Source organism: Ruegeria sp. AA3 (assembly GCF_056542905.1).
Genome location: NZ_JBQGAQ010000001.1, coordinates 642,444 through 660,224, shown reverse-complemented (window position 1 = coordinate 660,224; position 17,781 = coordinate 642,444). Strand labels below are relative to the sequence as shown.

Annotated in this window: 13 protein-coding genes and 1 pseudogene; 9 read left to right on the top strand and 5 right to left on the bottom strand. The window is 53.8% G+C overall.

The window, feature by feature from the left end; all coding sequences use genetic code 11:
- The first annotated feature begins 4 nt into the window (after positions 1-4).
- Complete coding sequence (locus ACR0JR_RS03290) at positions 5-1,474, top strand: carboxypeptidase M32 (RefSeq protein ID WP_480455181.1); 1,470 nt, start codon at positions 5-7, stop codon at positions 1,472-1,474.
- Positions 1,475-1,998: 524 nt separating this feature from the next.
- A complete protein-coding gene (locus ACR0JR_RS03285) occupies positions 1,999-2,385 on the top strand; it encodes a response regulator (protein WP_170470627.1) in 387 nt (128 codons plus the stop codon).
- Here ACR0JR_RS03285 and ACR0JR_RS03280 read toward each other — a convergent pair.
- The 3 genes from ACR0JR_RS03280 to ACR0JR_RS03270 form a co-directional block, all read right to left on the bottom strand.
- Entirely contained in the window at positions 2,382-3,986 is a 1,605-nt protein-coding gene (locus ACR0JR_RS03280; protein WP_480454988.1) for an adenylate/guanylate cyclase domain-containing protein, read from the bottom strand. The two genes, ACR0JR_RS03285 and ACR0JR_RS03280, sit on opposite strands and share 4 nt — an antisense overlap.
- A gap of 3 nt (positions 3,987-3,989) precedes the next feature.
- Positions 3,990-6,464, bottom strand: a complete 2,475-nt coding sequence (locus tag ACR0JR_RS03275) for a response regulator (RefSeq protein ID WP_480454987.1) — start codon at positions 6,462-6,464, stop codon at positions 3,990-3,992.
- A gap of 650 nt (positions 6,465-7,114) precedes the next feature.
- Positions 7,115-7,381, bottom strand: a complete 267-nt coding sequence (locus ACR0JR_RS03270) for a helix-turn-helix domain-containing protein (RefSeq protein ID WP_480455180.1) — start codon at positions 7,379-7,381, stop codon at positions 7,115-7,117.
- Between the two features lie 137 nt (positions 7,382-7,518).
- Here ACR0JR_RS03270 and ACR0JR_RS03265 point away from each other — a divergent pair, with 137 nt between their 5' ends.
- Together ACR0JR_RS03265 and ACR0JR_RS03260 are read left to right on the top strand one after the other, a co-directional pair.
- Positions 7,519-8,220 carry a DUF6629 family protein gene (locus tag ACR0JR_RS03265; RefSeq protein WP_480454986.1) on the top strand — a complete coding sequence of 234 codons (702 nt, stop codon included), beginning with the start codon at positions 7,519-7,521 and terminating at the stop codon, positions 8,218-8,220.
- Positions 8,221-8,412: 192 nt separating this feature from the next.
- Positions 8,413-8,772: pseudogene (locus ACR0JR_RS03260) on the top strand (IS6 family transposase); the annotation flags it as partial.
- A 104-nt stretch (positions 8,773-8,876) separates the two neighbouring features.
- On the opposite strand, the gene gyrA reads toward ACR0JR_RS03260, so the two are convergent.
- Positions 8,877-11,582, bottom strand: coding sequence for a DNA gyrase subunit A (gene gyrA, locus ACR0JR_RS03255; protein WP_319547318.1), 2,706 nt, complete (start codon positions 11,580-11,582; stop codon positions 8,877-8,879).
- A gap of 224 nt (positions 11,583-11,806) precedes the next feature.
- On the opposite strand from gyrA, the gene ACR0JR_RS03250 reads away from it, so the two are divergent.
- Positions 11,807-12,076 (top strand): usg protein, encoded by a 270-nt coding sequence (locus ACR0JR_RS03250; RefSeq protein WP_170470617.1) that lies wholly within the window; start codon positions 11,807-11,809, stop codon positions 12,074-12,076.
- 102 nt (positions 12,077-12,178) lie between these two features.
- Complete coding sequence (locus tag ACR0JR_RS03245) at positions 12,179-12,874, top strand: lipid-binding SYLF domain-containing protein (RefSeq protein ID WP_480454985.1); 696 nt, start codon at positions 12,179-12,181, stop codon at positions 12,872-12,874.
- On the opposite strand, the gene ACR0JR_RS03240 is transcribed toward ACR0JR_RS03245, so the two are convergent.
- Entirely contained in the window at positions 12,875-13,828 is a 954-nt protein-coding gene (locus tag ACR0JR_RS03240) for a radical SAM protein (protein WP_480454984.1), read from the bottom strand.
- A gap of 163 nt (positions 13,829-13,991) precedes the next feature.
- Between ACR0JR_RS03240 and zwf the strand changes: the two genes are divergently transcribed.
- From zwf to pgi, 3 genes are read left to right on the top strand one after another with little or no spacing between them, the layout of a single operon-like run.
- A complete protein-coding gene (gene zwf, locus ACR0JR_RS03235; protein ID WP_480454983.1) occupies positions 13,992-15,446 on the top strand; it encodes a glucose-6-phosphate dehydrogenase in 1,455 nt (484 codons plus the stop codon).
- Positions 15,443-16,114, top strand: coding sequence for a 6-phosphogluconolactonase (gene pgl, locus ACR0JR_RS03230; RefSeq protein WP_170470609.1), 672 nt, complete (start codon positions 15,443-15,445; stop codon positions 16,112-16,114). The genes zwf and pgl overlap by 4 nt, the downstream gene beginning before the upstream one ends.
- A 5-nt stretch (positions 16,115-16,119) precedes the next feature.
- Positions 16,120-17,730: a glucose-6-phosphate isomerase gene (gene pgi / locus ACR0JR_RS03225; RefSeq protein ID WP_480454982.1), complete on the top strand. Its 1,611-nt coding sequence runs from the start codon at positions 16,120-16,122 to the stop codon at positions 17,728-17,730.
- Positions 17,731-17,781: the final 51 nt, after the last annotated feature.

The window sequence follows — 17,781 nt, the reverse complement described above, 5'->3', positions numbered from 1 at the left end:
CCAGATGACAGCTTTCAACGACCTGATGGCCTATCAGCGCCAAACTTCAGCCCTTGGCCAGATCGCCGGACGTCTGGGCTGGGATCAGGAAACGGTAATGCCGCGTGGCGCAGCTCCACAACGGGCCGAAGAGATGGCCGCGATCGAAGCCGTGCTTCACGCGCGCCGCTCAGACCCGCGTGTGGCGGAATGGCTGGAGAGCGCATATGCAAGCAGCGAAGCGGACAAGGCTCAGCTGCGGGAAATTCGACGCGAATATGATCGGGCGGTGAAGGTTCCATCGGACCTGGCTACTGCAATTGCACGCGTGACGTCCGAGGCACAGGGAAAATGGGCGCAGGCCCGTGCGAACGAGGATGTCGCTGCTTTTCTGCCCGTTCTGGAAGAGGTTGTTGCACTTAAGCGCGAGGAAGGTGCAGCGCTCGCTCAAGGCGGTGATATCTACGACGCAATGGTCGAAGATTACGAGCCCTACACGACGGGTGCGCAGATTGCGGAGATATTCGACCAGATGCGCCCACGTCTGGTTGCTTTGCGCGCAGCTGTCCTAGATCGGCCCGAGCCTGCGGCTCTGACCGGCAGATTTGACGAATCGATCCAAATGCGCCTGACGCAAAAGCTGGCCGTCGCCTTTGGGTATGACCTGAATAATGGCCGCGTGGACAAAGCTGTACACCCGTTCAGTTCTGGCAGCGGGCTGGATGTACGCATCACTACCAGAACCAGCGAAACGGACCCGTTCAATTGCTTCTATTCCACGATCCACGAAGTGGGACATGCAGCTTATGAACAGGGGATCGACCCGGATTATTTGCTGACACCTTTAGGGCGCGGTGTATCCATGGGAGTGCATGAAAGCCAAAGCCGGATTTATGAAAACCAACTGGGTCGGTCCCGCGCCTTCACCGGCTGGCTTTTCGATCAAATGAAAGACGCCTTTGGCGATTTTGGCATCGCCGACGCCGATGCCTTCTATGGCACCGTTAACCGAGTACACAGTGGATACATCCGAACCGAAGCGGACGAAGTGCAGTACAACCTGCATATCATGCTACGCTTCGATCTTGAGCGTGCGTTGATGGCAGGTGATCTGCAAGTCGGCGACCTTGAAGCCGCGTGGAATGATCGTTTCGCCGCAGATTTTGGATATGCGGTCGACAAGCCTTCGAATGGGTGCCTGCAGGATGTGCACTGGTCTGTTGGGCTGTTTGGCTACTTCCCGACCTATTCGTTGGGGAATGTCTACGCAGGATGTCTGAATCAGGCTTTGCGAAAGGCTGTACCCGATTTGGATACGCAATTGGCTGCAGGAGATACCTCGGGCGCCACCGGATGGCTGCGCGAGAACGTCCAGCAATTTGGCGGCCTTTATGCGCCACGCGAAATCATCCAGAGGGCAAGTGGTGTCGAGCCCGGGCCGGAGGCGTTGTTGACTTATTTTGAGAACAAGTTTGGGGCATTGTATGGGCTTTGAGCGATGGTCGAATTTTAACTTCCTGAAGGTGTTCGCAAGTTTTTGAATTCAGGATCTTGCTCAATAGAAACGCCCGCCTCAGGCCCATCCTGTGGATTCTATTTTCTCGCTGCAAACGCAAACAGCTCAGATTTTGCTGGGTGTGCATTATCTTGAGTACGGCGATGCGGCGTAAGGAGCCGCCATTCGGGCCCGGCGCAGCGAGAATTCCCCAGGCAATAAACGAGACGCGGACACTACCGCCATTGGCAATCTGACAATGAACGACTGCTTTGGTCGCGACTCGACCGCAGCAAAAAACAGCAAGTGTGGGAAAGCGAAATTCGTCGCAGGTAGGGTGGACTAAAAGAAGACATTGCCTGAAGGCACTAATTTGTTGATTGCGTGAAGCCGAATTGATGAAAGAATGCTTCAACCGAAACGACTTGCGCAATCTTTTGGTATGCTTGACATTTTGAAAATGGATCCTGAAACACTCTGTCTCGTGGGCAGTCAAATGGCGCGCATGCGTAAAGGGGGAAAATTTGGCTAAAGTTCTGTTGGTGGAAGACAACGAAATGAACAGCGATATGTTGTCGCGTCGGTTGGCGCGCAAAGGATTCCAAGTTATCGTTGCGAAGGACGGGTTGGAAGGCGTGTCCATGGCTGGTGAAGCAAGTCCCGACATTGTTTTGATGGATATGAGCCTGCCTGAAATTGATGGATGGGAGGCGACACGGCGCATCAAAGCAGCACCCGAGACGGCCTCAATCCCAGTGGTTGCGCTGACGGCACACGCAATGGCCAGCGACCGGGAAAAGGCGCTGGAGGCAGGTTGCGATGACTTTGATACCAAACCTGTCGAACTTAACCGTTTGCTTGAGATAATGGAAAAACTGCTGTCAGCCTCTGGAGGAAGATCCGACTACTAAGATTTCCGTCCAGTGATGAAATATGTTTGTGCCTGGCCTATGCCCTTAATTCTCACATCCATCGGATCAGTTAGGTCAAAGCAATGCGTAACCCGCCTTGCGGTCTCCTCTGAGACTTGAATGCGGCCTGGCGCACCCGTTGTTTCAAGACGGCTGGCGAAATTCACTGTATCCCCCCAAACATCGTAGAGAAAACGGTGTGACCCGATTATTCCGGCTACTACGGGCCCACTGTGGACGCCGATTCTAAGATGCATAGGGTAGTTCAGCTCGTGGTTCAGCGCTTCGACCTGAGATAACATCCGACAAGCCAGTTCAACGATCACTTCAGCGTGGTCATTCCGGTGGTCGGGTACTCCGGCTGCGGCCATGTAGGCGTCTCCGATTGTCTTGATCTTTTCCACACCAAGTTCCGAAGCCGTCTTGTCGAAGCCCGAAAAAACCCGATTAAGGTAGTGAACCACTTGCGCGGGTGACAATTTCGCCGACATCTCCGTAAAGCCAACCATGTCCGAAAACAGGACAGTCACATCGTCATGACGGTCGGCAATCGTGGCCTCTCCGTCGTTCAACCGTGTCACGATTTTTTGCGGCAGAATACTATGCAACAGGTCTTCGTACTTTTGCTTCTCTGCCTCCATCTGAAAGAGATAGAGGCGTTCTCGCTCCCGCCACTGTCCTTTCTCAAGCGCGGCGTTGATCCGAGCTTGCAACAAGATTGGATTGAACGGTTTAGGGAGGTAATCTTCTGCTCCGATCTCAACGCAACGCGCAACGCTTTCGATCTCATCGAGCGCGGAAATCATGATGACCGGAATGTCGCGCCAGTCATCATTTTCTTTCAGTCGCTTCAAAACATCATAACCGTTGAGATCCGGCATCATAAGATCAAGCAGGACCAGATCGAACGCGTGATGAGATAGCTTTTCCAGAGCCGAATATCCTCCGTCGGCGGTCCAGACTTGATGGCCATCCCGTTCGAGCCGCCGGGCAAGCAGCGTACGGTTAGCTTCGACATCATCTACGACTAGGATGGTTCCGGTTAGCGAAGCAGTCTTCGCAACCGGATCAATCGAGCGCATGCTTTGAGCCAGATTTGCGAACATTTCAGCTGCGTTCTGCGATGCCTCGGGTATTTTGAAGCCATCGCCGGACTGGTTGTTGGACAACGATGCGAGCACATCAATTTCTTGCAATAGAGAATCCGTATGCTTCAGCAACCCGCGCAGGTCCAACTCCAGATGTCCTGCGTTTAGATCCTCCAGATCCTCAAGCAGCATTTCGCTGTAGCCCTTGATCGCATTCATCGGCGTTCGCAAATCATGACGAAGCCTTTTCACTCCTTCGTCACCGCTGACCGTAAGCTTCAAGGCCATTCGGGGATGCAAAAGCTGGTCCACAAACACGCTTAGTTCGGTTGCAGCCTGAGAAATTCGGTTCAAGTCTGATGCTGCTTCCTTCAGAGTAAGGCGCTCAGCCTCACTTTCGAGGAACTCACATAGCCCGACTATCGCACTGACCGGGGGAATCAGGTTCTGGCGTAAATTTGCCAACCACATTGCCTGTGCCTGCTCGGGTTGGGTATTCGGGGCGCTACTCACAGCCTATACGTCTTCAGATCGAGAAGCCGAAAGGATTTCGTTCAACTGGTTCAGAATGATTTCAATCTCATCCCCATCTTTGCGGACCAGCGTCTGGAACGAGCCATTCAGTTGCGCGCGGTCCTCGCTGGACAGGGATTTGGCGGTCACGATGATGACGGGAATATTCTTCCACTCCGGGTTCTTTCTTATCCCCGCCAAGAACTCAAAACCGTCCATCTCGGGCATCATGAGATCAAGTAAAATCACGTCCGGCACGAACTGAGAGAGGCGTTGAAGGGCATCCAGTCCATTGATCGCCTCGTCAATCTGCCAGCCTTCTTTTTCGAGAACGCGACAGATCAGCTCACGCGTTGCAACCTCGTCCTCGACGACCAGAACGCGTGGCGTTGGCAGAGACGGGCAGTGCTCTTTAAGGACACTCAGCAGCTCGGTCGTGTCAATCGGCTTGCCCAGATATTCACTGGCTCCCAGCGACAAACCTCTTTTGCGATCCTCTGCGAAAGTCAACATAATGACAGGAATATCCCTAAGTTCGGGATCGTCCTTGAGCTTGGACAAAACAGCCCAGCCATCGATTTCGGGCATGAAGACATCGAGCGTGATGGCATCAGGACGGGTTGTTCGGGCCAGTTCCAATGCCTCATTGCCGTTGGCCGATGCGAGGACGCGATATCCCTCACGAAGTAGGCGTCGACCCAGAAGATCATGCACGGTCGGATCGTCATCAACCAACAGAACCAGTGGAGCATTCGGGTCGTTGTTCAATTCATTCTCTGACCGGTCAGCCAGACGCATCACGCCCGTTGACGGGTCGCGACAGATGCGCGGCAGGCGAATTGTGAAGGTCGAACCTTCGCCAAGCGCACTTTCGCAATGAATGTTGCCGCCCAACTGTTCGCAGAAGGCTTTTGTGATAGAAAGCCCCAATCCGGTACCACCGTAATTACGCGTCGTTGAGGAATCTGCCTGCGTAAACGCATCGAATATCCTCTCGACTTGCTCTGGCGACATGCCGATGCCGTGATCGGTGACCGCAAATTCCAGTCGATCTGTGTCGTTCGATTTTACAACCGATAACGTGATATTTTCATGTTCTGTGAACTTACAAGCATTGGACAACAAGTTCAGCAGGGCTTGCCGCACCTTGGTCAAGTCACAGACCATCTCGCCGATATCTTCAGGGCACTCAATTTCCAGCGTGTTGTTGTTCTGCTCAGCCAACGGCTGCACTGTCGCGCTAACATCTTTGATCATCTGGAAAACGTCGAAAGTTTCCAGTTCGAACTCCATCTTTCCGGCTTCGATTTTGGAGAGGTCCAATACATCATTGATCAACGCAAGCAGGTGTTTCCCGGCAGATTGGATCTTCTTCAAGTCGCTCAGATTTGCGTCATCCTTCTGGTCGATGGCTTCTTCCAGCATCAGTTCACTATATCCAATGATCGCATTCAGCGGCGTGCGCAGTTCATGGCTCATATTGGCAAGGAAAGTGCTTTTGGTCTTATTGGCGGTCTCAGCGATATCGCGGGCCACCCGCAACTCGCTCTCCACACGTTTTTGCCGCGTAATATCCCGACCGTAGATATTCGCGTATCCTCCTTCCGGAACCGGCCACAGCAAAAGAGAATAGGTCTGACCACCAGCCTTATACTGGAAATCTGCCCGTTGATCATCCTGCAAACCCTTGGCAACACGTTTACGCCAACCCGTTCCCACTCGGTCACCAACTTTTAGCTGCAGCGCTTCGATTAATGGAGCGCTTGCCTTATTGGCGTAAGTCAGTTCGCCCTGATCGGTGATACGCAACACCGGGTTCGGGTTCTCTTCCGGAATGCGGGCCAGTTCACGTATCTGGTTTTCGGCTTTAAGTTGATCGTTCAAGGCCCTTGAGTTGGCCAGGCTCAACTTGATGCTATCGATCGCAGTTGATCGTGTCAGAAACGTAAGCTTTACGATTGCCAAAAACACGCCAAGAACGATGAAGGTGTTGATATACCACGCCAATGGACCCCACAGCAGCATGGCAATCCAAGTAAAAAACAGAATTTGGCTTGAGAAACCAAAGGACACTCTCATCGAAAATGTCGTCGACCCGCCCAGTGCGCCGACAAATGCAAACAAATACAGCATCATCTGCTCGTAGGGAACCAAGTATGGCATCATGAACAAGTTGAAACTACCCCAACCAGCCCCCAAAACCATCGAGGTGACCAGGATGACTTTCAGCCGCCGATGGGATATCGATCTAGGCCTGGGTTTAGTACGCAGTTTATAGTAGCTCTGCATGCCCAACAGGTTCACAATCGCCAGTACCGCAAGCGATCCGATCGCAGGGATCGTCAGATGGGAAGGCCCAATCTGCACGATCTGAACAGCAAACGCCGTCAAAAACGAAAGCGCAAAAACGGGTGTCGTAGACACCACATTCAGTGCTTCGTAAATGCGTAGTTCACCTTCGTAATCCTGTTCTTGCATGCCCGGCACACGCTTCTCCCCCAAAAGCCGCCCAATTTTCGGTCACTAAATCAGGTACGGCCCTAATCTTGCAAGATTTATCGACGGTTGCATTTTTGAATGTGCTCGTTGCGTACGGTTAGGTTCTCATGGTTCGGGCAGCGAGTTTTCATTTCAATACTGTTCCTGAGCCATCCTATATTTCTGCTATGACGCTCAAGAGGCCATAGTTTTGCGCGAGAACGTCCAGCAATTTGGCGGCCTTTATGCACCACGCGAAATCATCCAGAGGGCAAGTGGTTTCGAGCCCGGGCCGAAGGCGTTGTTGACCTATCTTGAGAACAAGTTTGGGGCATTGTATGGGCTTTGAGCGAGGGCCGAATATTAACCTCTATTAGGCGTATGATAGTTTACGAATTCAGGATTTTGCTTAAAAGCAACGTTCGCTTCGAGCCCAAAGTTACCGGGTGCTGCAGTCCGCGCTAAGGACGGCAATGCGCAGAAAGCCGACTTTGCAAAGCTAGGCTTGTGACCCATTGTTGGCATTCGCGTTTCGCTGAACCGTTGGATGGTTTTGCCCATATGACCGATGGTGCCGCTAGCATCAATTTTCATTCAAAATTGGCTTCAACCAACAACTGCAAGGCGTTCCCTGTCAGTTCGAGTTGATATCAGCAATGATCACCCCTTTTTGCCATTCGAAACTCACCTGGCGTTTGGCCAGTCCGAGCGCGAAACGCTCGGGTGAAGTTCGAACTGCTTGTGTATCCAAGCGAAGCCGCGATCTCCGCGATCTTCATATCGTTGGTCTGCAACCATTCTGTGGCAAGCATCCTTCTAATTTCCGGCCGAGTATCCGACAGGTTTGTGCCCGCATTTCGCAACCCGGATTGCAGGGTCCGAACCGACATTCCCCCTGCTGCCGCTGTTTCCGGAATACCAAATTTGGAATCTGTAAAGTCAAAAGGCCATTAAAAGCCGACCTTGTGTGCCTATAGTGAGATGAAAAGCTTGGCTGCTACAATCACCGACATATGATGCTGGCTAGAGATATATGTACTGAATGGAGTTAAAGATGTGCTTTTCAGCTACGGCAAGTTTTGTCGCGGGGGGAATATTGTCCGTTGCCGGTGCAGCTACCATGATTTCAGCATGCAGACAGAAGTTAGGGCGTGGCCTAATATTCCTGTCATCTTTTCCGTTAGTTTTCGGTTTACAACAAAGTCTTGAGGGTTTGGTCTGGCTCGGGATATCCGACCAATTGTCTTTGAGACTTTTTACGATAGTAAACTATGGCTTCATTTTTTTCGCGTTTTTCTATTGGCCTGTTGCTGGCCCAACTGCAGGTTTTCTGATCGAAAAGCGAAAGTGGCGTAAGCACCTATTCGGTGGACTTATCATTGGTGGCTTGGCTGTGGGAACTTACCTTATGCTAAAAGCAATCAATAACCCCGTACTTCCCACCTCTAGCGATGAATGGGGAGGGCATATTTTGTACCTACAAGGTATGACCCTTATACCAAACATCCAATACATTTACTTCTTTACTGCATGTACTGCGCTAGCAGCCTCATCGAACCCCACCGCTTTCAAGTTTGGCCTAGCGCTTACAGCGTCGTTTCTCGTCACGCTCTTCGGTTATGAATTGTTTGTTCTACCTTCAGTGTGGTGTTTCTTCGCTGCGCTTTGCAGCATCGTCATTTCATATGACGTTCTTCGAGGTAAGACTGTACGATACTTAGAGAAGCAGAGTGATGATCTCCGGGCCATTGTCTGATGGACGTATCACGGGTGCTGTCAGACTAATTCGAACCAGTCTCAGTTTGCTGCGGAAACTGCGAACCTATCCGGAACAAAGTTGACACCATTCGGCAAGAGCGACGGCGCGGGTCAGCTTGAAGGTGTCTCGACTGGTCTTGTCAGAAGAACTTTGCTTGAGCGGGGCAGGGCGGATGCATGGCATTTAGGAATGACCAAACCTTCCTCCTTCAAATACTTCAAAACCAACCCCGAAATCATCCGCCTTGCGGTGATGCTGTACATCCGTTTCCCGCTCTAGCTTCGGAATGTCGAAGATCTGCTGCACGAGCGAGGCATCGACGTGAGCCACGAAACCGTCCGATATTGGTGGAACAGGTTTGGCCCGATGTTTGCTGCTGAGATAAGGCGGAAGCGTGTTCAGCAACTGCGCGCGTTCTCCAAATGGAAGTGGCATGTGGACGAGGTTTTCGTGAAGGTGAATGGCAATCGTCATTATCTTTGGCGGGCTGTTGATCACGAAGGCGAGGTGCTGGAAGCGGTTGTCACGAAGCGTCGAAACAAAGCTGCTGTTCGAATTGGGAGCAACAATGGCAGAAAAGTCCGCAGAGCGGTAATTGGAAGGTTTAGACCAAAGAAACCGAGCTTAACTCACCCGATTTCTTTCTCGATCCTTCACTCTTCGGCTTCTTCATCACCCTGGTCTGCAATCCAGGCAACACTGACGACTTCTTCGCCCTTGCCCGTGTTGAAGACTTTCACACCGCCCGCGCTGCGGGAGCGGAAAGAGATCCCATCAACCGGCACCCGGATCGACTGACCCTTTGAGGTGGCCAGCATGATCTGGTCGTCAATATCAACGGGGAAGGATGCCACCAATTTACCGCCGCGCATGGCCTTGTCCATCGCTGCCACGCCCATACCGCCGCGTCCGCGAACCGGGTAATCGTGGCTTGAGCTCAGCTTGCCCGCGCCCCCTGCCGTAATGGTCAGGATCAGATTCTCGGCAGCCGACATCTCGGCATAACGTTCCTGCGGCAGCACGCTGTCGGCGTTTCCTTCATCTTCGTCCGTCTCGGATTCGTCGGTGACACCGGCCATCAGGCGGCGCATTTTAAGGTACGCGGCCCGTTCATCCGAGGTGGCGTTGAAGTGGCGGATAACCGACATCGAAACCACCTCATCATCGCCGGTTAGACGTACACCGCGTACACCAACAGACGACCGGCTGTTGAACACCCGTACATCTGTTGTTGGGAAGCGGATTGCGCGGCCAGATTTAGTGACCAGCATGACGTCATCATCTTCGGAACAGATACGAGCGTTGATCAACTTGGTGTCGGCGTGATCCTCTTCGAACTTCATGGCGATCTTGCCGTTGCGCTTGACGTTGGTGAAATCGGACAAACGGTTGCGCCGCACAGTGCCCGCACTGGTGGCGAAGATGATCTGCAGGTTTTCCCATTCTTCATCCGGCACATCCACCGGCATAATTGCAGCAATAGAAACCCCGGTTGGAATCGGCAGGATGTTGACGATGGCTTTGCCTTTGCCAGTCCGCCCCGATTGCGGCAGTCGCCAGGTCTTAAGCTTGTAGACCATGCCATCCGTTGTGAAGAACAACAACTGCGTGTGGGTATTTGCCACGAAGAGGGTGGTGACCACGTCTTCTTCTTTGGTCTGCATACCTGACAGACCTTTGCCGCCGCGCTTCTGGGCGCGAAAATCAGCCAGTGGGGTGCGCTTGATATATCCACCCGAGGTGACGGTCACGACCATATCCTCACGCTCGATCAGATCCTCGTCTTCCATGTCGCCGGACCAATCGACGATCTCGGTGCGACGTGGAACGGCAAACTGGTCGCGCACGCTGCGCAGCTCATCGCCGATGATCGACATGATGCGTTCGCGCGAAGATAGAATATCCAAGTATTCCTTGATCTTGGCGGCGAGTTCTTCAAGCTCGTCCGTGACCTCTTTGACACCCAGTTGGGTCAGACGTTGCAGACGCAGTTCGAGGATGGCGCGGGCCTGAACTTCGGTCAGGTTATAGGTGCCGTCGTCGTTCATCTTTGACAGAGGATCGTCGATCAGACGCAGATAGCCTTCGATATCTGCCGCCGGCCAACGGCGGGTCATCAGCTTTTCACGTGCTTGTGCCGCGTCTGCAGACGAGCGGATCGTGGCGACCACTTCGTCCACATTGGAAACAGCGACCGCTAGACCACAGAGGATATGGCTGCGTTCGCGTGCTTTGCGCAGATCGTACGCAGTACGACGTGCAACCACATCCTCGCGAAAGTCGATGAAGGACGTCAGGAAGCGGCGCAAAGTCAGCTGTTCGGGGCGACCACCATTCAAGGCCAGCATGTTGCAGCCGAAAGAAGTTTGCATCGGTGAGAAACGATAGAGCTGGTTCAACACCACTTCGGGTGTTGCATCGCGCTTCAATTCGACGACGACGCGCACACCATTGCGGTCGGATTCGTCTTGCACATGGGACACACCTTCGATCCGCTTCTCACGCACGGCCTCGGCAATCTTTTCGATCATCGCGGCTTTGTTCACCTGATAGGGGATCTCATCGACGACGATGGCGTAGCGGTCCTTACGAAGCTCCTCGACACGGGTCTTGGCACGGATGATGACGCTCCCACGGCCCTCCAGATAAGCTTTGCGCGCGCCGGACCGGCCCAGCATTACGCCGCCGGTCGGGAAATCGGGGCCGGGGACGTATTCGATCAACTGTTCCGAGGTCAAGTCCGGGTCATCGATCAGCGCCAGAGTTGCATCAACCACTTCACCCAGATTGTGCGGAGGGATGTTCGTTGCCATACCCACAGCGATACCGCCGGCACCGTTGACGAGCATATTTGGGAAACGGGCGGGCAGGACGGTCGGCTCTTTGTCTTTGCCGTCATAGTTGTCCTGAAAATCGACCGTCTCTTTTTCAATATCGGCCAGCAGGGACGCGGCAGGCTTGTCCATCCGAACTTCGGTATAACGCATGGCAGCCGGGTTATCGCCGTCCATCGAGCCAAAGTTACCCTGACCATCCAGTAGCGGCAGGGACATCGAGAAATCCTGTGCCATCCGCACCAGCGCGTCATAGATCGCACTATCACCATGCGGGTGGTACTTACCCATCACGTCGCCGACCGGGCGGGCCGATTTGCGGTAGGCCTTTTCGTGCGTGTTCCCGGTTTCGTGCATTGCATACAGGATGCGGCGGTGCACTGGTTTCAAACCATCGCGCAGATCGGGAATGGCGCGCGACACGATGACCGACATGGCATAGTCCAGATAGGACGTGCGCATCTCGGATTCGATGGATACCGTCGGGCCGTCATAAACGGGGCGCTCGGGCGGTGTTTCATCCATGTTTTCAGGTATTTCTGGCGTATCGCTCACGTAGGCTGCCCGTGTCTTGTTTTTGATCTATATCTTGTGGATGCACCTTATCAGACCCGGCATATAAGGTGCAAGCAAGCAACCGTCTTGTGGCCAAATTAGCCCGGTAACAGTAGAGTAACATATTGTTATCTAAGTATTAGGTGATTTTCGTGTTACCCTGAGAAGACCTTGCAACAAAATTGGAGGTCTGGATGGCGCAAAACGAAACCGAACTCATGTTGAAAGGGTACGGGCTGACAACCGCAGAATTTTTCTATCACATGCCCGATTACATACACGTTCTGAATACTTTTATCTGGCAGGATTATGATCTTGCCCCGGATCACCCCAAACTTTTTGAATTCGTGGAATTCTGGCAAAAAGAAATTGAAGGACCGCTGCATTCTGTTCGGTTCACACATCGAAAGATGATCGCTCCGGGCGAATGGCGGAATATGGTTGGAGAGTTTCGTGTGAACTAATCGGGCGTCGGATATCCTTTCAGGAATCGAAAGTCCGGTTCTCAAATGTCGCGATTGAGATAATGTAATGACCAAACTGATGGTCTTACACGGAATCACTCTATGCCCAGATATCTTATCCTCGCCGTTGCGGTTTTCCTGACCGGTCCTGCCATCGCCGAAGGGGTTCTGGATAAGATCAAAAAGGGGGCTGAGAATACTGCAAACGCGATAGGTCGCGGTGCAGAAGGTGTTGGTAACACAATCGAGAAAGGTGCGAACGCCGTTGACGAAACCATTGATTCGACTTCGGAACTGCTAAGAAACGAGGCCACGCCTGAAGAGACACGTGCCAAGTTGGATTTGATGGCGGGCGAAATTCTTGATCAACTACTTGCCGAGGATCCACAGGCACAAGAACTATACGATGTCTGCGCTGGATACGCGGTTTTTGACTCGCGCAAGGTGACGGTTTTTCCGGTATCTGCAGGTTATGGGCGCGGTGTGGCCGTTTCAAAAGACACAGGACAACACACCTATATGAACATGGGGACTGGGGGCGTTGGCGGAGCTATTGGGATCGGGGGCTTTGAAACCAAGTTCGTGATCCTATTCGAAACCTCTGTGGATCTAGAGAATTTTATTGATCACGGCTACGATGCGACCGCGGAGACAGGCGCAATGTATGGTGAGGATCGCGCGGGAGACACGCTGCGCTTTACCGATGGCCGATCCTTCTTTGTTCTAAGCAAGAAGGGGTGGCGTGTGTCAGCGGGAGCCTCAGGTACAAAATTCTGGAAATCACCTGAACTTAACTGATCAACCGGAGCAACTTGCCCCACCAAGAACGCAGAACTTGGCGCAGTGCGGGTGGTTTAGATGCACGTCGGCTTCGGCCTCGGCCAAGGTTTCGCCCATTTCGAATTCAGGTGAGTATGGCAGCAACGTACATGCCAAAACCGCCGGGCGTTCCGCGCCTTTGCGTTTAACCACCATGCGCGAGCTGGCACACATCACGGCATCCGGAGATTTATCAAGAATTCCCCAGCAAGCGGTGGTGACTTCAGGCACTTCAACGGATTCATCCATTTCGGGAAACAGCACGGTTTGACCCGGGTCTTGAGGATCGACGTCAAAGCCATGTTCTGCAAAGAATGCGCCATAGCCTGCACGGCTGTCATCGTCAGAATCTCCCCACACGGTACGCCCGGCGATCGCCATTTTAAAGCCGTTATCCCGCAGCCATTCCATGCCGATCAGCGTCTTGGCAAAGCTGCCTTTTCCACGCTCTTCATCATGTAATTCCGGGCGGTAGTGATCGACCGAAATGCGCAGTGTCAGCTTGCCGCCATAGTCACGTTGCAGCTCCAGCAAACCTTCACGCATCGTGCGACGCATCATCGGCTGCATGGCGTTAGTCAGAATCAGAACCTCGTAGCCGCGTTCAAGCGCTGCGCGGGTCATTTCGATCATTTCAGGGTTCATGAAGGGCTCACCACCGGTAAAGCCAATCTCGCGGATTGGCCACTGGCGTTCTTCAACCTGATCCAGATAAGCGCGAACCTCATCTGCTGTGATGTAAACCAGCGCGTCATTGGTGGGACTGCTGGCGATATAACAGTTGACGCATTCGATATTGCACAGCGTGCCGGTATTGAACCACAACGTTTCCGGGTTGGATAACGCAACAGACGCGCGTGTTTGCCCGTCCGCTGTTACCAAACTGTTTTGAAACTTCCCGATATTTGCAGCCTGAGTGGCGTTGTCTTTCATTCCGGCATCCGGTTTTGTGCATTTACCAAACCGACTTAATCGTTTGTGCCGGTTTAGTTAAGTACGTTGACACCCTGCTGACAGAGTTTTGATGTTCGAAGATATCGACATTTTGATTGCGCTAACATTGGACATGCCACGACTGGCAAGGTAAGGAAAAGCCATGGTTTCTCGCGTCATACCCGTTGACCCATTTGATCTGGTCATATTCGGCGGAACCGGCGATCTGGCGCAGCGCAAGATCGTTCCGGCTCTGTTTCGGCGTTACTGCGCCGGACAATGGCCCGAGGCCGCCCGGATCATAGGCGCGGCACGGGGTGCGCTGACCGTTGAATCCTTTCGGGATATAGTTGCCGAATCTTTGCGTCAGTATGCGCCAAAACGGTCTAAAGACCCGGAGGCGGTAAAAGGCTTTCTGCAGCGCATAAGCTATGTTCCGCTGGATGCCTTGTCAGAAGACGGGTGGGCTCAATTGTCCGAATTGCTGAGCACGGATCGAATCCGAGCGTTCTATTTCTCGGTGGGTCCCAGACTGTTTGGTCCGCTGGCCGAGCGGATCAGAGCTCATAATCTCGCCACCCCTCAGACCCGGATCGTTGTTGAAAAGCCGTTTGGGCACGATCTGGAAAGTGCGCGCGCTTTGAATGCAACGTTGGCGTCGCATTTTGATGAGGGGCAAATCTATCGAATTGATCACTATCTGGGCAAAGAAACGGTACAAAACCTGATGGCGGTCCGGTTCGGCAACATGTTGTTCGAGCCATTGTGGAACAGCCAGTACGTGGATCACATTCAGATCACCGTTGCGGAAACAGTCGGCATCGATGGGCGGGAAGAGTATTACGAGCGTGCAGGTGCCATGCGCGACATGATGCAGAACCACCTTATGCAGCTTTTGTGTCTGATCGCGATGGAACCGCCCGCAAAGTTTGACCCGGATGCGGTGCGCGACGAAAAGCTCAAGGTGATCCGTGCGCTGGACCCGGTTGAGCCACACCATATTGTTCGGGGACAGTTTGCCGGTGGAAAACAGGGTCGGGGGTATCGCGAGGTTGTGGGTAACATCCGGTCCACGACCGAGAGTTATGTGGCTATGCGCGCGCATATCAGCAACTGGAGATGGGCAGGCACTCCATTTTATCTGCGTACTGGTAAGGAATTGGTGGCGCGGTCGTCGGTCATCAATGTGATGTTCAAGGATGCGCCGCATTCGATTTTCGGCGAAGAGGCAGGGCGTCACGCAAATGCGCTTTCGATTCGGTTGCAGCCGAACGAAGGCATTACTCTGAAAGTGACGATCAAAGAGCCGGGGCAGGGTGGGATGCGGCTGGTCGACGTTCCGCTGGACATGAGCTTTGCCGAGGCGCTTGGACCCGAAAATCAGGACCCGCCAGACGCCTATGAGCGGCTGGTGATGGATGTCATTCGCGGCAACCAGACCCTGTTTATGCGCGGTGATGAGGTCGAGGCCGCATGGGCCTGGACCGACCCGATCATTGCGGGCTGGCTGGCGCGCGGTGACGTGCCCAAACCTTATGAAAATGGCAGCACTGGCCCGGGTGACGCCGAACTGCTTATGAAGAGAGATCACCGCCGCTGGCAAGGAATAAACCCATGAATATCAAAGAATATGCAGACCGTGACATGCTGGCCATTGATGTCGCGAATGCACTGGCCGGAGACCTTGAGTCCGCGTTGTTGCACCACGATGTTGTTTCGCTTGCCGTTCCCGGAGGCACCACCCCGGGGCCGGTGTTTGATGGGTTATGTGCGGCTGATCTTGAGTGGGATCGCGTGCGCGTGTTGCCGACAGATGAGCGGTGCGTACCGGGTGACCATGAACGTTCGAACGAGCGGCTTATCCGTGAGCGTCTATTGACCAATCGCGCCTCTGTCGCGCAGTACCTGCCATTGTTTGTCGCAGGTCATGAGCCCGAGGCGGTTTTGCCAGAGATCGAAAGCCTGATCACTCCCGTCTTACCTCTGTCGGTCCTGGTTCTTGGCATGGGTGAGGATATGCACACGGCCTCTCTTTTTCCTGGGATGCAGGGCCTGACTGCCGCGCTGGACAGCCACGCGCCCACACTTGCGGTGGCAAGGACAGACGTGCAGCCCGAGGCGAGAATAACACTGACCGCACCCGTGCTCGAAGGTGCGTTATCAAAACACCTCATAATCTTCGGAGAATCCAAGCGCGATGCGCTGGATCGCGCCATGTCACTACCGCCAGAAGAGGCGCCTATCGCGGCCGTGCTAACCGGCATGACTGTCCACTGGGCGGAGTAGTCACCATGCAATTGGATCAACTGAAATCTCTGGCTAAATCGATCGGTGATCGCAGAATACTTGATCTGTTCCATGCAGATTCAAACCGGGCCGAGGGTTTTTCCTCGTCCAGCGGCGACCTGTTGTTTGATTACTCTAAAACTCAGATCAACGACGACATTCGCTCCGCACTTATTCAACTCTGTGACCAGGTCAAATTGGCGGATCGCCGGACGGCGATGTTTGCGGGCCAAAAGATCAACGAGACCGAAGGGCGTGCGGTACTGCATACAGCGTTGCGCAACCTCGATGGCGGTCCGGTCGAGGTGGATGGTCAGGACGTGATGCCAGACGTTCTGGAAACATTGCAGCGGATGCGCGTGTTTGCCGAGGAGGTGCGCGGCGGGACGATCATGGGGGCAGGGGGCAGCTTTACGGATGTTGTGAATATCGGCATCGGCGGCTCGGATCTTGGTCCGGTCATGGCGACACATGCCCTGGCACCGTATCACGATGGTCCAAAGTTGCATTACGTCTCGAACGTGGACGGGGCGCATATCGCCGACACCTTGCGCATGCTAGACCCGACGCGCACGCTGATTGTTGTGGCCTCGAAAACCTTCACCACCATCGAAACCATGACCAACGCGCGGACGGCGCGTGCTTGGATGGTGGATGGAGGCGGAGACCCGTCGCAGCAATTCGCTGCCGTTTCGAGCGCGGTGGATAAGACAGCTGCGTTTGGCATCCCCGAAGAGCGCGTGTTCGGTTTCGCCGACTGGGTGGGCGGACGCTATTCGGTCTGGGGCCCGGTCGGATTGCCGGTGATGATCGCTGTAGGCTCAAATGCATTCGATGCTTTTCTGCGAGGTGGGCAGGCGATGGACCTGCATTTCCGCTCGGCGAAGTGGGTTGAAAACATGCCGGTTATGTTGGCGCTTGTCGGTGTCTGGCACCGGCAGGTTTTGGGTTACGCCAGCCGTGCGGTTTTGCCTTATGATCAGCGCCTTCTGCGGCTTCCAGCGTATTTCCAGCAGCTTGAAATGGAATCGAACGGCAAATCTGTCGCAATGGATGGCAGTACGTTGGCCATGCCATCAGGTCCGGTGGTTTGGGGTGAGCCTGGCACCAATGGACAGCACGCATTCTATCAACTGATTCACCAGGGCACTGACGTGATCCCGTGCGAGTTCATGGTGGCAGCCAATGGGCATGAGCCTGAATTGGCCCATCATCATCGTCTGCTTCTGGCCAATTGCCTGGCTCAGTCCGAGGCTCTGATGCAAGGCCGATCATTGGATGAAGCCCGCGTGCGGATGGTGGATAAAGGTTTGACCGGCGAAGAGTTGGAGCGTCAGGCACGCCACCGTGTGTTCTCGGGGGATCGTCCATCAACAACCCTGATATATCCGCAGCTTACGCCATATGTGCTGGGCCAGATTATTGCGCTGTACGAGCATCGGGTTTTTGTCGAAGGCGTGTTGCTCGGCATTAATTCATTCGATCAATGGGGCGTTGAGTTGGGCAAAGAATTGGCGACGTCTCTGGGGCCCATTGTCGATGGCGAAGTCGGCACCGAAGGCAAGGATGGTTCGACAGCCGGTCTGGTCGAGTACGCGCTACGCCATCGAGGTTGACAAGGGACTCAGCCAAACTCTCTTATTGTCAGACAATTAAAATCTTGGCAG

Excerpts from the sequence above, each read along its gene's own strand:
- ACR0JR_RS03290 (WP_480455181.1), top strand. The coding sequence starts at position 5 with ATGACAGCTTTCAACGACCTGATGGCCTATCAGCGCCAAACTTCAGCC.
- ACR0JR_RS03275 (WP_480454987.1), bottom strand. The coding sequence starts at position 6,464 with ATGCAAGAACAGGATTACGAAGGTGAACTACGCATTTACGAAGCACTG.
- ACR0JR_RS03265 (WP_480454986.1), top strand. The coding sequence starts at position 7,519 with ATGTGCTTTTCAGCTACGGCAAGTTTTGTCGCGGGGGGAATATTGTCC.
- gyrA (WP_319547318.1), bottom strand. The coding sequence starts at position 11,582 with ATGGATGAAACACCGCCCGAGCGCCCCGTTTATGACGGCCCGACGGTA.
- ACR0JR_RS03250 (WP_170470617.1), top strand. The coding sequence starts at position 11,807 with ATGGCGCAAAACGAAACCGAACTCATGTTGAAAGGGTACGGGCTGACA.
- ACR0JR_RS03245 (WP_480454985.1), top strand. The coding sequence starts at position 12,179 with ATGCCCAGATATCTTATCCTCGCCGTTGCGGTTTTCCTGACCGGTCCT.
- ACR0JR_RS03240 (WP_480454984.1), bottom strand. The coding sequence starts at position 13,828 with ATGAAAGACAACGCCACTCAGGCTGCAAATATCGGGAAGTTTCAAAAC.
- zwf (WP_480454983.1), top strand. The coding sequence starts at position 13,992 with ATGGTTTCTCGCGTCATACCCGTTGACCCATTTGATCTGGTCATATTC.
- pgl (WP_170470609.1), top strand. The coding sequence starts at position 15,443 with ATGAATATCAAAGAATATGCAGACCGTGACATGCTGGCCATTGATGTC.
- pgi (WP_480454982.1), top strand. The coding sequence starts at position 16,120 with ATGCAATTGGATCAACTGAAATCTCTGGCTAAATCGATCGGTGATCGC.